Here is a 13,702-nt window from a genome sequence, read left to right as displayed (position 1 = left end):
GCCAGCGGGTTTCCGATCGGATGAGCCACGGCGGCGACGTCCGGGTGTCGTCCCCGACGAGACCGTCGCGAGCCTCCCGCGCGGACGAGCTGATCAGATCAGATACGCGCGGTCCGCCTCGACCAGCTCCACCGGGCCGTCGAACGCGGCCCGCGCCTCGGCCAGGATCGCCTCCCGGTCGAACCAGGCGGCCACGTGGGTGATCAGCAGCCGGCCGACGCCCGCCTTCGACGCGTGCTCCCCGGCCTGGCGGCCCGACAGGTGCACGCCGGGCGGCGGCTCGTCCCAGACGCCGGTGTGCGGCCAGGTCGCCTCGGCGAGCAGGACGTCGGCGTCCCGGGCCAGCTCGACGAGCGCGTCGCACGGGCCGGTGTCGCCGCTGTAGACGAGGCTGCGCCCGGCGTGCTCCAGGCGCAGCGCGTAGGCCTCGCACAGGTGGTCGACGACGCGGGCCTCGACGCCGACGTCGCCGACCGCGGTGCTCGCGCCGTCGGAGAGCGGGGTGAAGGCGAACACGTCGGTCATGTCGGTCTCGGCGCGCTCCTGCGCCGACGGCGCGTAGGCCGCGGCGAACCGCTCGGGTGCCTCCTCCGGCGCCAGCACCGGCAGCCGCCGGACGGCCGGGTCGTAGGGCTTGTACGGGTGGTAGCGCCGGTGCACGGCCAGTGCGGTGAAGTCCGCGCAGTGGTCGGGGTGCAGGTGGGAGAACGCCACCGCGTCGAGCTCGAACGGGTCGAGGTGGCGTTGCAGGGGGCCGAAGGTGCCGTTGCCCATGTCGAGCGCGACGGTCGTGGCGCCGGCCCGCACGAGGTAGCCGGAGGCCGGCGAGGTCGGGCCGGGGCCGCTGCCCGCACAGCCCAGGACGATCAGCTCCATGCCGCACGCTAACGCGCGCGCGTCCTCCGCAACCACCACAAGCCGATCATCGGGAGGATGAGGGGGATAAACCCGTAACCCCGGCCGTAGACCGACCACACCGTGTCGTCGGGCCCGAACTCGCCGGGCACGAACGCGGTGATCGTGCCGACGACCAGCACGCCGACCATTTCGATGCCCACCGCGACCCACGCCAGCCTGCGCGCGGCCGGGCCGCTGCCGGCCAGGCCGAGCGTGGCCAGGATGTAGACCAGACCGGCGAACCCGGAGAGCAGGTAGGCCACCGGGGCCTCGGAGAACCGGCCGGCGATCTGCACGCCGGCGCGGGCCGTCGCGGACAGGGCGAAGATCCCGTAGACGGCGATCAGCACCCGGCCGGGGCCGGTGGCGGTGGCCTTCGGCGGCGCGGCGCGGCGCTCGTCGGGCTCAGGCACCGGCCACCGCCCACATCCCCTGCAGCCGCAGCACGGCCACGGCCACGCCCACGGCACCGGCGGCGACGATCGCCCCGCCCCACCGGTTCGGGTCGGCGTTGGCCCACTGCAGGGCGATGGGCAGCACGCACACCGAGACCAGCAGGTAGATCAGGAACGTGGTGGTCTCCGGCACCTGGACGCCGCCGAAGACCCGTACGGCGGCGATCGCGGCCTGTACGACGAGCAGCGCCACCGTGGCGTACACGGCGTAGGCCAGCGGCTTGCCGGGCGGGCGGTTGCGGGCGGTCTCGACCAGCCCGAAGACGGCGAGCGCGCCCGTCGCCACCAGCGTCACGATGACCAGCGCGTCGAACACCCCCCGACGCTACCGAAACCCGGTGGGCCGCCCTCAGCCGGTCGGGACGGCACTGCTCAGCGGGGCCACCGAGCGGATCTCCGGGCCGAGGAAGCGGCGGCCGAGCCGGCCGAAGGGCTCGGGGTCGCCGGTGGCCAGGAACTCGTGCGGCGCCGGCGGCGGGCCCTCCGGGTCGCGCAGGAGGTCGGCGGCCATCAGCACGCGCACCAGGTCCTTCGCGGTCTCGTCGGCGCTGGAGACCAGCGTGACCTCCGGCCCGAGGACGATCTGCAGGACCGCGCTCAGCAGCGGGTAGTGCGTGCAGCCCAGCACGACCGTGTCGACGCCGGCCCGCTGCAGCGGCTCCAGGTAGCCCTGCGCGAGCCCGAGCACCTGGCGCCCGCTGGTCATCCCGCGCTCGACGAAGTCGACGAACCGGGGGCAGGCGACCGCGGTGATCTCGGTGTCGCGGGCGGCGGCGAAGGAGTCCTGGTAGGCCCCGGACGTGATCGTCGCCACCGTGCCGATGACCCCGATCCGGCCGTTGCGGGTGGCCGCCACGGCCCGGCGCACCGCGGGCCGCACGACCTCGACGACCGGGACCGGGTAGCGCTCGCGGACGTCGGGCAGGCACGCCGCCGCAGCGCTGTTGCAGGCCACGACCAGCGCCTTGACCCCGCGCTCCATCAGCTCGTCGCCGATGGCCAGGGTGTGGCGGCGGATCTCGGCGATGGGCAGCGGTCCGTACGGGCTGTGCGCGGTGTCGCCGACGTAGACGATCCGCTCCGCGGGGAGCTGGTCGATGACCGCGCGGGCCACGGTGAGACCGCCGACCCCGGAGTCGAAGATGCCGATCGGGGCGTCGAGGCTCACGCCGCCACCCTAGACGCGCAGGGTGACCGGGTCGCCGACCCGGACCGTCCCGCCCACCAGCACCTCGGCGTACAGCCCCGCGCAGGGCAGCACCCCGAACCCGGGGACCTCGATGCGGTTCTCGGCCATCGGGGTGCGGACGGCGTGCGGTGCGCGGGGCAGGTCGCCGTGCTCCAGGGTCGGGACCGAGCACCGCGGGGTGGGCAGGGTGCCGCGCAGCAGGACGTCGCCGACCGCGATCTCGCGCCCGACCCAGTCGTTCTCCGCGAACGGCGTCCCGTCGGGCGTGCCGACGACCAGGTTCGGCCGGTACCGCAGCGCCTCGGCGCCGATGTGGTCGAGGGTGGCCGTGGTGATCAGGTGCACGGGGGCGTAGTCGACGAACGTGCCGCCGGGCGTGCCCTGGGCGATCTCCAGGGTCGCGAACGGCACCTCGGCCTCGACGCCGTGCTCGAGCACGTCCTCCGGGTCGGGCCGCTCCACCTCGGCGCCCTCGGGCCGGGCCGCGGCCACCCGCACCTCCCGGCCCAGTGCGTCGGACAGGGCCCGGTCGGCACCGTCGTCGTGGGCGGCGACGGTGCGCCCGTCGGGCAGCGTGATCCGGACGCCGGCGCCGTTGCGGGCCGCCGAGCACTGCAGCAGCGCCCGCCACAGCCGCGGGTGCTTCGCGGTGGCGACCCGCCCGGTCGTCGGGTCGATCAGGGCGAGGACGCGGTCGCCGTCCACCCCGGCGGCGCCCAGCTCGACCTCGTCGAGATCCTCGCCGAGCATCGACTTGACCGGGTAGCGGCGCAGCGCCAGCGCCGTCCCGACCGCGCCGGGAACGTGCTCGGCCACTCAGAACGCGCCGGGCAGCGGCCGCGGCTCGCGCCGGGACGGGCGGGCGACGACGCGGGCGGCCAGGATGCCGGCCAGCGCGCCGAACAGGTGCGCCTGCCAGGACACGTCGGGCGCACCGGGCAGCACGCCCCACAGCAGACCGCCCCAGACGAACAGCAGCACCGCGGCCAGCGCGATCTGGCGCCCGCTGCGCGCGAAGAACCCGCGCGCGAGCAGGAAGGCGAGCCACCCGAAGATCACCCCGGAGGCACCGATGTGGCTGGTCAGCGGGCTGCCCCCGGTGAGCCACACTCCGACGCCGCCGACCAGCCAGACGATCGCGGTGACCGCCAGCCACTGGCGGATGCCACCGGCCATGGCCAGGAAGCCGAAGACCAGGAACGGCACCGTGTTGGAGATCAGGTGGCCCCAGCCGCCGTGCAGCAGCGGCGCCCAGAGGATGCCGTCGAGCCCGTCGAGCGACCACGGGCGGATGCCGTCGTCGTCGAGGTCGAGCGGGGTGAACTGGTCGAGCGCTTCGCTCAGGTAGAGCACCGCGGTGAACGCGAGCATGGTGACCGCGGCGAGGACCGGCTGCGCCGGTATCACGCGGGCGAGGGACCGGCGAGACGCGGGCGCAACCATGTAATCCACCGTACGCACCAGCCCCGACTCCGTCGAGAACGAAGGGCCACGCTCGCGCCGCCGGGTCGGACGGGAGCCACTCTCGTGCAGCGGGGTTGGACGAGAGCCACTCTCGTGCCACTCCGGCGGCGCTTCCAGCGGGACCTCGGCCGGGGTCAGGCCCAGAGGTGGCCCTCGATGCCCTCGACGGCCTCGTCGAGCTCGCCGGAGTAGGCGCCCGTGGACAGGTACTTCCAGCCGCCGTCGCAGACGACCAGCACGATCTCCGCGCTCTCCCCCGCCCCGGCCGCCTTCTCCGCCACCGCCAGCGCGGCGTGCAGGATGCCGCCGGTGGAGATCCCGGCGAAGATCCCCTCCTGGTCGACCAGCTGGCGGGTGCGGCGCAGCGCGTCGCGGGAGCCCACCGAGTACCGCGCGGTGAGCACGTCGGGGTCGTACAGCTCGGGGACGAAGCCCTCGTCGAGGTTGCGCAGGCCGTAGACCAGCTCGCCGTAGCGCGGCTCGGCCGCCACGACCTGCACGTCGGGCTTGTGCTCGCGCAGGTAGCGGCCGGTGCCCACGAGCGTGCCGGTGGTGCCCAGCCCGGCGACGAAGTGGGTGATGCCGGGCAGGTCGCGCAGGATCTCCGGGCCGGTGGTGCGGTAGTGCGCGTCGGCGTTGGCCGGGTTGCCGTACTGGTAGAGCATTACCCAGTCGGCGTTCTCCGCGGCCAGCTTCTTGGCCATGGCCACGGCCTGGTTCGACCCGCCGGCGGCCGGCGAGGAGATGATCTCCGCGCCGTACATCCGCAGCAGCTGGCGCCGCTCCACCGAGGTGTTCTCCGGCATCACGCAGACCAGCCGGTAGCCCTTGAGCTTGCAGGCCATGGCCAGCGAGATGCCGGTGTTGCCCGAGGTCGGCTCCAGGACCGTGCAGCCCGGCGTGAGCAGGCCGTCGGCCTCGGCCTTCTCGACCATGGCCAGGGCCGGCCGGTCCTTGATGGAGCCGGTCGGGTTGCGGTCCTCCAGCTTCGCCCACAGCCGCACGTTCTCGGCGGGCGACAGCGACGGCAGGCCGACCAGCGGGGTGTCGCCGACCGCCTGCAGCAGCGAGTCGTACCGGGCCATGGGCCCCTCTCCCGCGGTATCAGCCGCCCGCGACGGCGGGCAGGATGGTGACGTTCGAGTTCTCCCCGACCGGGGCCTGCAGGCCGCCGGCGAACCGGATGTCCTCGTCGTCGACGTAGATGTTGACGAACCGGTGCAGCGACCCGTCGGTGATCAGCCGCCCGGCGATGCCGCTGTGCCGCGACTCCAGGTCGTCGATCACCTCGCCGACGGTGCTGCCCTTGGCCTCGACGCTCTTCTCGCCGCCGGTGTGGGTGCGCAGGATGGTGGGGATGGACACGGTCACGGCCATGCGGGTGCTCCAGGAGGGGTCGGTCGGGTGGTGCGAGGCGCGATCAGTCGTGATCGGGGACGTCGTCGGCACCGGTGTGCGCGAACATGTAACTCTCGACGACGTCCACGTCTTCCTCGGTGACCACGCCGTCCACGATGCGGAACGACCGGAACTCGTGCGAGTCGGGCTCGCGGGTCGACACGAGCACGTAGTGCGCCTCCGGCTCGGAGGCGTAGGAGATGTCGGTGCGCGACGGGTAGGCCTCGGTGGCGGTGTGCGAGTGGTAGATGACCACCGGCACCTCGTCGCGGGACTCCATGTCGCGGTAGAGGCGCAGCAGGTCGCCGGAGTCGAACTCGTAGAACGTCGGCGAGCGCGCGGCGTTGACCATCGGGATGAACCGCTCGGGGCGGTCGGAGCCCTCCGGCCCGGCGATGACCCCGCACGCCTCGTCGGGGTGGTCCCGACGGGCATGGGCGACGATCTCGTCGACGAGATCAGCTCGGATCACCAGCACCGGCCCAGCCTACGGGCCCGTGGCCGGTCCCTGCACGTCTGCGGGCGGGTTCACACCCGTCGGCGCGTCCGGGGGGCGGACCATCGCCGTGGCGTCCGGCTCGGCGAAGCCGTACCGCCGGTACATGCCGTGCGCGTCGGCGGTGAACAGCACCCAGCGGATCCGCGGGTCGGTCCGCACGACGGCCTCCACCAGCGCCTTGCCCAGCCCGGCGCCGCGCGCGGAGTCGAGCACGAACACGTCGGCCAGGTAGCCGAAGGACAGCCCGTCGCCGGTGCCGCGGGCGAACCCGACCATCTCCCCCGAGCCCCGGTGGTAGACCCCGAGCAGCAGGAACGCCTCGTCGAGGTGGAACTCGACGTCCGCGCGCGTGCGCCAGCGGCCCCAGTAGGCCTCGGTCGACAGGTACCGCCAGACCACGTCGCGGTCGATCCGGGTGGGGTCGTCGTCGATCTCGTGGTCGCCGACGACGATCCGCCGGGAGCCGGCGCGCAGTTCGTCGAGCGCGGCCATCGCGTCGGCGGCCCGCTCGTGCGGCACGAACAGGTGGTCGTGGTGGAAGCCGGCCACCGGGTTGACGCTGATGCCGCGCCGGGCCAGCGCCGCGGTCACCCGGGCCAGCATGCCGACCGCGGCCAGCGACGACGCCACCCGCAGGGTGATCCACGCGCAGCGGTACTCGGCGGTCAGGCCCAGCCGCCGCGCGTCGGCCTCGGCGACGACGACCGTCGTGCCCTCGTCCTCGACCATCGTGGCCACCGGCGCGACGTCCAGGACGGTGCCGGCCGGGACGGTGGCGAACACGTACACGCCCTCGCGCAGGTGCGGGTCGAGCCCGCGCAGCAGCTCCGGCAGGTCGGTCCCGCGCCGCGTCGACGGTTCGCTCGCGGGCTCCCTCACCTGACCTGCATGCGGGCCTGGACCAGCGCGTCCTGCACGAACGTCAGCCAGTGGTAGACGCCGAGGTGGGCGGTGCGCGGGTCGTCCGGCGGGAGCTCGTCGGGCATCTCCTCGCTGACGTCGAGCGCGGTGCCCAGCGCGAGGCGCACGTCGTTGAGCGAGGCCAGCCAGGCGTCGGCCTGCTCGGGGCTGAGCTCGATGCGGCCGCCGGTCTCGGGCAGCGTCTGCTCGACGACCTGGGCGGCGCCGTCCTTCGCGTCGATCAGCTCGGGCTCGTGCAGCGAGCGCATGCCGGCGGAGAGGTCCTCGTCGTCGGTGCTGAAGTCGGGCAGCAGCCGGGCCAGGACGTGGTCGTCGGGCTTGGTCGACGGGCCGGTGCGCATGCCGGTGAGCACGGCGAGCTCGTCGGCCGGGTTCTCCTCGTTGCGCCCGGCCAGCATCCGGCGGATCTCGCCGACCAGCCCGCGCAGCACCGCCGCCTCCTGGGCCTCCAGCGTCGTCACGAGGCGGACCCGCGACCCGCGGCCAGCGCGCTTCCAGCCGTTCACCCGCTCACACCTTCTGCATCGTGGCCCAGAGGCCGGCGGCGTGCAGCTTGGCCACATCGCCCTCGATCTTGTCCTTGTCGCCGGCCGACACCGCCGCCCTGCCCTTGTGGTGCACGTCGAGCATCAGCGCGGTGGCCTTCGGCTCCGGGTAGCCGAAGATCTTCTGCAGCACGTACGTGACGTAGGACATGAGGTTGACGGGGTCGTTCCAGACGATCGCCTGCCATGGCACATCGGTGGAGCCGGCCTCATCCACGTCCGGATCCACCACGGTGGTGGGGGTCGACTGCGGCACGGTCATGCCCTCCATGGTGACACCCGGTACATCCCATCTGCACGGTGCATGCCACCTCTAGGCTTCCGGCCATGACCGGAAGTCCGTCCTCCGCGGGGGTCAGCACCGCTCTGCTCACCGACCGCTACGAGCTGACGATGCTCGCCGCGGCGCTGGCGGACGGTACCGCGTCGCGCCACTGCGCCTTCGAGGTGTTCGCCCGCCGCCTGCCGGAGGGCCGCCGCTACGGCGTGGTGGCCGGCACCGCGCGGCTGCTCGAGTCGATCGAGCGGTTCCAGTTCGGCTCCGAGGAGCTGGCCGCGCTGGCCGACGTCGTCGACCCGGACACCTTGCGTTGGCTGGGCGATTACCGCTTCTCCGGCGACATCGACGGCTACCCCGAGGGCGAGCTGTACTTCCCCGGCTCGCCGATCCTCACCGTCACCGGCACCTTCGTCGACGCCGTCGTGCTGGAGACGCTGGCGCTGTCGATCCTCAACCACGACAGCGCGATCGCCTCCGCCGCGGCCCGCATGGTCACCGCGGCCGGCGGCCGGCCGCTGATCGAGATGGGCTCGCGGCGCACCCACGAGGCGGCCGCCGTGGCCTCGGCGCGGGCCGCCTACCTGGCCGGGTTCTCCGCCACGTCCAACCTGGAGGCCGAACGCCGCCACGGCATCCCCACCGCCGGCACCGCGGCGCACGCGTTCACCCTGCTGCACGACGACGAGCTGAGCGCGTTCCGCAGCCAGGTCGCGGCGCTGGGACCGGGCACGACGCTGCTGGTCGACACCTACGACATCCGCCGCGGCATCGAGCTGGCCGTGCAGGCCGCGGGGCCCGAGCTGGGCGCCGTGCGGATCGACTCCGGCGACCTGGGCGAGCTGGCCCGCCAGGCCCGCGAGCAGCTCGACGGCCTCGGCGCCACGAAGACCCGGATCGTGCTGTCGGGTGACCTCGACGAGTACGCGATCGCCTCGCTGCGCGCCGAACCCGTCGACTCCTACGGCGTCGGCACGTCCGTCGTCACCGGCTCGGGCGCGCCGACCGCGGGCATGGTCTACAAGCTGGTCGAGGTCGACGGGCGGCCGGTGGCCAAGCGCAGCGCGTCGAAGGAGTCCCGGGGCGGGCGCAAGTCGGCGGTGCGCCGCTACAAGCCCACCGGCACCGCGATCGAGGAGGTCGTGCACCCCGCCGCCACCCCGGTCGAGCTCGGCCCGCACGACCGGGTGATGCCGGTGCCGCTGGTCCGCGGCGGCAAGACCGTCCCCGGCGTGGAGACCCTGGAGCAGTCCCGGCAGCGGCTGCGCGCCGCGCTGGTGTCCGTGCCGTGGGAGGGGCTCAAGCTCTCCCGCGGCGAACCCGCCCTGCCCACCGTGTTCGAGGGGATGAGCTGACATGCGCGCGCTGATCGTCGTCGACGTGCAGAACGACTTCTGCGAGGGCGGCTCGCTCGCCGTCACCGGGGGCGCCGCCGTCGCGGCCGCCATCTCCGAGCGGCTGCGCGTCGCCGACGGCCCCTGGGACCACGTGGTCGCCACCCGCGACCACCACGTCGACCCGGGCGCCCACTTCTCCGACACCCCCGACTTCGTCGACTCGTGGCCGCCGCACTGCCGCGTCGGGACGCCCGGGGCGTCGTTCCACCCGGAGCTGGACGTGGCCCGCATCGAGGCGGTGTTCAGCAAGGGCGAGTACGAGGCCGCCTACTCGGGCTTCGAGGGCGCCGAGCCGCACGGGGCCCGGCTGGTCGACTGGCTGCGCGGGCGCGGCGTCGACGCCGTGGACGTGGTCGGCATCGCCACCGACCACTGCGTCCGGGCCACCGCCCTGGACGCCGCGGCGGCCGGCTTCGCCACGACCGTCCTGCTGGACTTGTGCGCGGGCGTCGCCCCGGAGACCACCGAGCGCGCCCTGGAGCAGCTGCGGGCCGCCGCCGTCACCGTCCGGTAGGGCGGCGCTCCGACGTCAGCCGAGATCCACGCTCACGTGCTGTGGCGCCTCGGCGACGTCCTGCGCCGACCCGGGATGTACGGCTCGCACGACCGGGGCTGCTGTCCGAGCAGCGGCAACGCTGGTCCGAGCAGGGCGCCTTCACCCCGCTCGGGGTGGTCGGCGCGTTCCTCCACGAGCTGCCGGCCCCGCAGCTCGACGGCGAGGAGTACCGGGCGCTGCGCGACGGGATCGCGGAGCTCACCGCCCTGGACCGCACGTGGTCCGACGTGCAGGCCGCGTTCGGGGAGCCGTCGCTGCTGTCCGGCGGGACGCACCCGGAGTGGCCGAAGGCGCTCTGCTACGCGGCGACCGACCCGGAGCCAGCCCCTGGTGACCTTCCACCTGTGGAACCGGCCGGACTCCGGCCTGGCGGAGCCCGTGCTGCTGGCCGTGCGCACCGACGACGGCCCGTTCGCCGAGCAGTTCGCCTTCACCCCGGAAGGCCTGCGGCGCCGACCGGACTAGACGGCCGGGGCGAACTCGAACTCGCCCTCCCGGACGCCCAGTGCGAACGCCGCCCACTCCGCGTCGGTGTAGTGCAGCGTCAGCCCGGCCATGCTGACGTGCCAGAACGTGACGACCTGGGCCCCGGCGTGCAGGGTGCGGCGCACGCCCTGGGCGATCCGCAGCCCGCCGACCGCGCCGGTGCGCCGCGACGCCGCCGCGGCCAGCAGCTCCCGCCAGGCGGTGTGGTCGAGCTGCAGCATCGGGCCGAGGCCGCGGTCCTTGCTGTCGCGCACGAGGACCCCGCGCGGGCCGGGGGCCACCTCGACGCAGGCACCGCCCGCGCTGTGGCTGGACGTCCGCCACGCGGGACGGTCGGCGGCGGGCACGGCGGCATCGGGCATGCGGCACTCCTGGGGAACGCTCCGGACGGGACCACCGGCGACGCGGGGAGCGGCCGGGGTGTGCGGATGGTAGACCCGCGGACGGCCCGTCCCGTCGGCCCCGCACCGCACCCGATCCGGTGCGCCCGGACCCGGATCGGGTCAGAGGCCCCGCATCCGGAACGGCTCGAAGCCGCGCGCCAGCTCGACCGGGTCGCCGTCCTCGCCGGGGGCGTGGTGCGCGCCGAGCGCCTCGGCCAGCCCGATGCAGCGGGGGCCGTCGAACAGCCCGCACGCGTAGCGCACCGACGTCTCGTCGAGCTCCAGCACGCCGACCCGCAGCTGGTGGATGCCCGGGTAGTGCACCTGGGCGAGGTAGTCGACGCGCAGCGAGCTGGGCGACAGGCCGTCCAGCGGGCCGCCGGTCGGGTAGCCGAGCACGTCCAGGTGCAGCTCGGCGAGCCCGTCGAGGTACCAGCCGGCGAGCGCGACGTTGTTGACGTGGCGGTTGGTGTCCAGGTCGCCGAAGCGGGTGCGGACGTCGAGGCGGAACGGGTAGTTCTCGCGGACCAGCAGCGCCGGGGAGCGCTCCGGGCGCACCGGCTCGGGCCCGGGCATCCGCAGGGCGGACAGTGCGGCGCGGATCTCGTCGGGCAGCGGGGCCGACTCGCCGCGCACGACGTGCACGCTCGTCGACTCGCCGGTGGCCACGCACTCGTCGCCGGCGAAGACGCCGTAGGCGTAGCTGAACGAGGACGTGCCGATGCGGGTGACCCCCACCGCGATCCGGTAGCGGCCGGTGACCCGCAGCGGCGCCAGCACCTCCACCCGCACGGACGCCAGCAGCAGCCGGACCTCGCTGCGCATGCGCGTGACCAGATCGGCGCCGAAGGCGTCGCGCTCGACGGCGACCCGGGCGTCCTCGAACCAGCGCACGAGCGCGTCGCGGCCGATGCGACGGCTGGGGTCGAGGTCGCTGTAGCGGGCCTCGTGCTCGATCCGCACGGGGTACGCGGCGGCCGGAGCGGGACGGAGCTGCGTGGACGTCACGGCGTCATGATGGCGTCCCTCGAACGGGTGTTGACAAGGGCCCCCGCCGCGGATCACACGGGTGAACCTGCTACCCGTCCCACGGAAAGCGCAGGTCACGCGGCCGTCACCTGCTGGCCATCCGGGTGACACCGGACGGACGCGCACCGCGATCCCGGCGTTCCGACCCGGGCCGCGCGGGCGTCCCGGTAGCCTCGCCCGGTGCCTCCCACGACCCAGCTCCCCGGCGTCGCCGAACTCCTGGAAGCGGCGGTCGAGGCGGTGGGCGGGACGCGGCGCGAGGGCCAGGACGCGATGGCCCAGGCCGTCCGCTCGGCCATCGCCACCGGCGAGCACGTCGCCGTGCAGGCCGGCACCGGGACCGGCAAGTCGCTGGCCTACCTGGTGCCCGCCATCCACCACGCGGTGACCAAGGGCAAGACGGTGGTGATCTCCACCGCGACCATCGCGCTGCAGCGCCAGCTGGTCGACCGCGACCTGCCCCGCCTGGCCAAGGCCCTCAAACCGCTGCTCGGGCGGGCTCCGACGTTCGCCATCCTCAAGGGCAGGCGCAACTACCTCTGCCTCAACAAGCTGCACGGCCCCGACGACGTCGACCCCGCCGACGAGCTGTTCGACCCGTTCGCGATCTCGGCGATGGGCCGGGCGGTCAAGCGGCTGCACGAGTGGGCCGACACCACCGAGACCGGCGACCGCGACGAGCTCGTCCCCGGTGTCACCGACGCCACCTGGCGGCAGGTGAGCGTCACCGCGCGGGAGTGCCTCGGCGCGGCGCGCTGCCCGGTCGGCGAGGAGTGCTTCGCCGAGAAGGCCCGCGGCGAGGCCGGCAAGTCCGACATCGTGGTCACCAACCACGCCCTGCTGGCCATCGACGCCATGGACGGGCGCCCGGTGCTGCCCGAGCACGACGTCGTGGTCGTCGACGAGGCCCACGAGCTGGTCGACCGGGTCACCGGGGTGGCCACCGCCGAGCTGACCTCGGGCATCGTGGTCACCGCCGCCCGCCGGGTCGGCAAGCTCGTCGACCAGGACGTGGCCGACCGGCTCCTGGAGGCGGGCGAGGGCCTGGGCATGGTGCTGGAGGACCTGCCGCCCGGGCGCTGGGAGTCGCTGCCGAAGGCGGTGGTGGGTGCGCTGTCGGCGGTGCGCGACGCGGCCGCGTCCTGCAAGGCGTCGCTGGGCGGGGAGCGGCGCGAGGACCCGGAGGCCGCGGGCGGGCGCAAGCAGGCCCAGGCGGCGCTTGAGGAGGTCGCCGACACGGCCGTGCGACTGCTCGGCGCATTCGACGAACCCGACCCGGCCAAGCGCCGCGACGTCGTCTGGCTGGCCGAGCAGGGCCCCGACGGCTCCCGGCACAAAGTGCTGCGGGCTGCCCCGTTGTGGGTGGGCGGGCTGCTGCGCGAGCGGCTGTTCGGGCGCTCGACCATCGTGCTGACCTCGGCGACGCTCGCGCTCGGCGGCAACTTCGACGCGCTGGCCCGGCAGTGGGGGCTGCCGCCGTCGACCGCGGTCGCCGCGGCGGGCGACGACCCCGTGCCCGACCCGTCCGCGCCGAAGTGGTCGGGCCTGGACGTCGGCTCCCCGTTCGCGCACGCCCGCAGCGGCATCCTCTACATGGCCAAGCGGCTTCCCCCGCCCGGGCGCGACGGCCTGCCGCCGTCGTACCTGGACGAGATCGCCGGGCTGGTGGAGGCGGCGGGCGGGCGCACGCTGGGGCTGTTCTCGTCGATGCGGGCGGCCAAGCAGGCCACCGAGGCGCTGCGCGGCCGGCTGGACACCCCGCTGCTGTGCCAGGGCGAGGACTCGACGATGCAGCTGGTCAAGAAGTTCGCCGAGGACGAGGAGACCTCGCTGTTCGGCACCCTGTCGCTGTGGCAGGGGGTCGACGTGCCCGGCCCGTCGCTGTCGTGCGTGATCATCGACCGGATCCCGTTCCCCCGCCCGGACGACCCGTTGGTGGCGGCCCGGCAGCGGGCCACCGACTCCCGCGGCGGCAACGGCTTCCTGTCGGTGTCGGCCACGCACGCCGCGCTGCTGCTGGCCCAGGGCGCCGGGCGGCTGCTGCGCGGGATGGACGACCGCGGCGTCGTGGCGATCCTCGACCCGCGCCTGGCCACCGCGCGCTACGGCGCCTTCCTGCGGGCGAGCCTGCCGCCGTTCTGGACCACCGACGACCGCGACAAGGTCCACGCGGCCCTGCGCCGCCTCCGCGGCGCCACCTGACCCA

Annotated in this window: 18 protein-coding genes; 4 read left to right on the top strand and 14 right to left on the bottom strand. The window is 74.4% G+C overall.

Translation table 11 applies throughout. From position 1 onward, the window contains the following. Positions 1–93 precede the first annotated feature (93 nt). From KIK08_RS05940 to clpS, 12 genes are all read right to left on the bottom strand, one after another. Positions 94–876: an MBL fold metallo-hydrolase gene (locus tag KIK08_RS05940; RefSeq protein WP_214401976.1), complete on the bottom strand. Its 783-nt coding sequence runs from the start codon at positions 874–876 to the stop codon at positions 94–96. A gap of 8 nt (positions 877–884) precedes the next feature. Further along, entirely contained in the window at positions 885–1,310 is a 426-nt protein-coding gene (locus KIK08_RS05935; RefSeq protein ID WP_214401975.1) for a hypothetical protein, read from the bottom strand. After that, positions 1,303–1,668 (bottom strand): hypothetical protein, encoded by a 366-nt coding sequence (locus tag KIK08_RS05930; RefSeq protein WP_214401974.1) that lies wholly within the window; start codon positions 1,666–1,668, stop codon positions 1,303–1,305. Before KIK08_RS05930 ends, KIK08_RS05935 begins: the two co-directional genes overlap by 8 nt. Positions 1,669–1,701: 33 nt before the next feature. Beyond that, on the bottom strand, positions 1,702–2,520 hold the full coding sequence (murI, locus tag KIK08_RS05925; protein WP_214401973.1) for a glutamate racemase: 819 nt from the start codon (positions 2,518–2,520) through the stop codon (positions 1,702–1,704). 9 nt (positions 2,521–2,529) lie between these two features. Beyond that, on the bottom strand, positions 2,530–3,357 hold the full coding sequence (locus KIK08_RS05920; protein ID WP_308257428.1) for an MOSC domain-containing protein: 828 nt from the start codon (positions 3,355–3,357) through the stop codon (positions 2,530–2,532). Beyond that, positions 3,358–3,948, bottom strand: coding sequence for a rhomboid family intramembrane serine protease (locus KIK08_RS05915; protein ID WP_308257426.1), 591 nt, complete (start codon positions 3,946–3,948; stop codon positions 3,358–3,360). It lies immediately after the preceding gene. 191 nt (positions 3,949–4,139) lie between these two features. Continuing rightward, a complete protein-coding gene (locus KIK08_RS05910; RefSeq protein WP_214401971.1) occupies positions 4,140–5,090 on the bottom strand; it encodes a PLP-dependent cysteine synthase family protein in 951 nt (316 codons plus the stop codon). A 19-nt stretch (positions 5,091–5,109) separates the two neighbouring features. Further along, positions 5,110–5,382 (bottom strand): MoaD/ThiS family protein, encoded by a 273-nt coding sequence (locus tag KIK08_RS05905; protein ID WP_214401970.1) that lies wholly within the window; start codon positions 5,380–5,382, stop codon positions 5,110–5,112. A gap of 43 nt (positions 5,383–5,425) precedes the next feature. Then, positions 5,426–5,881, bottom strand: a complete 456-nt coding sequence (locus KIK08_RS05900) for a M67 family metallopeptidase (RefSeq protein ID WP_214401969.1) — start codon at positions 5,879–5,881, stop codon at positions 5,426–5,428. Between the two features lie 9 nt (positions 5,882–5,890). Then, positions 5,891–6,781 carry a GNAT family N-acetyltransferase gene (locus KIK08_RS41555; RefSeq protein ID WP_214401968.1) on the bottom strand — a complete coding sequence of 297 codons (891 nt, stop codon included), beginning with the start codon at positions 6,779–6,781 and terminating at the stop codon, positions 5,891–5,893. Then, on the bottom strand, positions 6,778–7,329 hold the full coding sequence (locus KIK08_RS05890) for a DUF2017 domain-containing protein (RefSeq protein ID WP_308257425.1): 552 nt from the start codon (positions 7,327–7,329) through the stop codon (positions 6,778–6,780). The genes KIK08_RS41555 and KIK08_RS05890 overlap by 4 nt, the downstream gene beginning before the upstream one ends. A 4-nt stretch (positions 7,330–7,333) precedes the next feature. Then, positions 7,334–7,630 (bottom strand): ATP-dependent Clp protease adapter ClpS, encoded by a 297-nt coding sequence (gene clpS, locus KIK08_RS05885; RefSeq protein WP_214401966.1) that lies wholly within the window; start codon positions 7,628–7,630, stop codon positions 7,334–7,336. Positions 7,631–7,695: 65 nt separating this feature from the next. Between clpS and KIK08_RS05880 the strand changes: the two genes are divergently transcribed. The 3 genes from KIK08_RS05880 to KIK08_RS40905 all read left to right on the top strand — a co-directional run bounded on the left by KIK08_RS05880 (position 7,696) and on the right by KIK08_RS40905 (position 10,063). Next, positions 7,696–9,000, top strand: a complete 1,305-nt coding sequence (locus KIK08_RS05880; protein WP_214401965.1) for a nicotinate phosphoribosyltransferase — start codon at positions 7,696–7,698, stop codon at positions 8,998–9,000. Between the two features lies 1 nt (position 9,001). Further along, positions 9,002–9,556, top strand: coding sequence for an isochorismatase family protein (locus KIK08_RS05875; protein ID WP_214401964.1), 555 nt, complete (start codon positions 9,002–9,004; stop codon positions 9,554–9,556). Positions 9,557–9,928: 372 nt separating this feature from the next. Next, on the top strand, positions 9,929–10,063 hold the full coding sequence (locus tag KIK08_RS40905) for a hypothetical protein (protein WP_256446132.1): 135 nt from the start codon (positions 9,929–9,931) through the stop codon (positions 10,061–10,063). Here the strand turns inward: KIK08_RS40905 and KIK08_RS05870 are convergent. Beyond that, on the bottom strand, positions 10,060–10,446 hold the full coding sequence (locus KIK08_RS05870; protein ID WP_214401963.1) for a DUF397 domain-containing protein: 387 nt from the start codon (positions 10,444–10,446) through the stop codon (positions 10,060–10,062). The two genes, KIK08_RS40905 and KIK08_RS05870, sit on opposite strands and share 4 nt — an antisense overlap. 141 nt (positions 10,447–10,587) lie before the next feature. Beyond that, complete coding sequence (locus tag KIK08_RS41550) at positions 10,588–11,475, bottom strand: thioesterase family protein (RefSeq protein ID WP_214401962.1); 888 nt, start codon at positions 11,473–11,475, stop codon at positions 10,588–10,590. A 201-nt stretch (positions 11,476–11,676) separates the two neighbouring features. On the opposite strand from KIK08_RS41550, the gene KIK08_RS05860 reads away from it, so the two are divergent. Next, positions 11,677–13,698, top strand: coding sequence for an ATP-dependent DNA helicase (locus tag KIK08_RS05860; RefSeq protein WP_214401961.1), 2,022 nt, complete (start codon positions 11,677–11,679; stop codon positions 13,696–13,698). Positions 13,699–13,702: the final 4 nt, after the last annotated feature.

The organism is Pseudonocardia lacus, from assembly GCF_018531445.1.
Taxonomy (GTDB): domain Bacteria; phylum Actinomycetota; class Actinomycetes; order Mycobacteriales; family Pseudonocardiaceae; genus Pseudonocardia; species Pseudonocardia lacus.
Note: the sequence above shows the minus strand (reverse complement) of the source record. Positions and strands in the feature narration are given on the sequence as shown.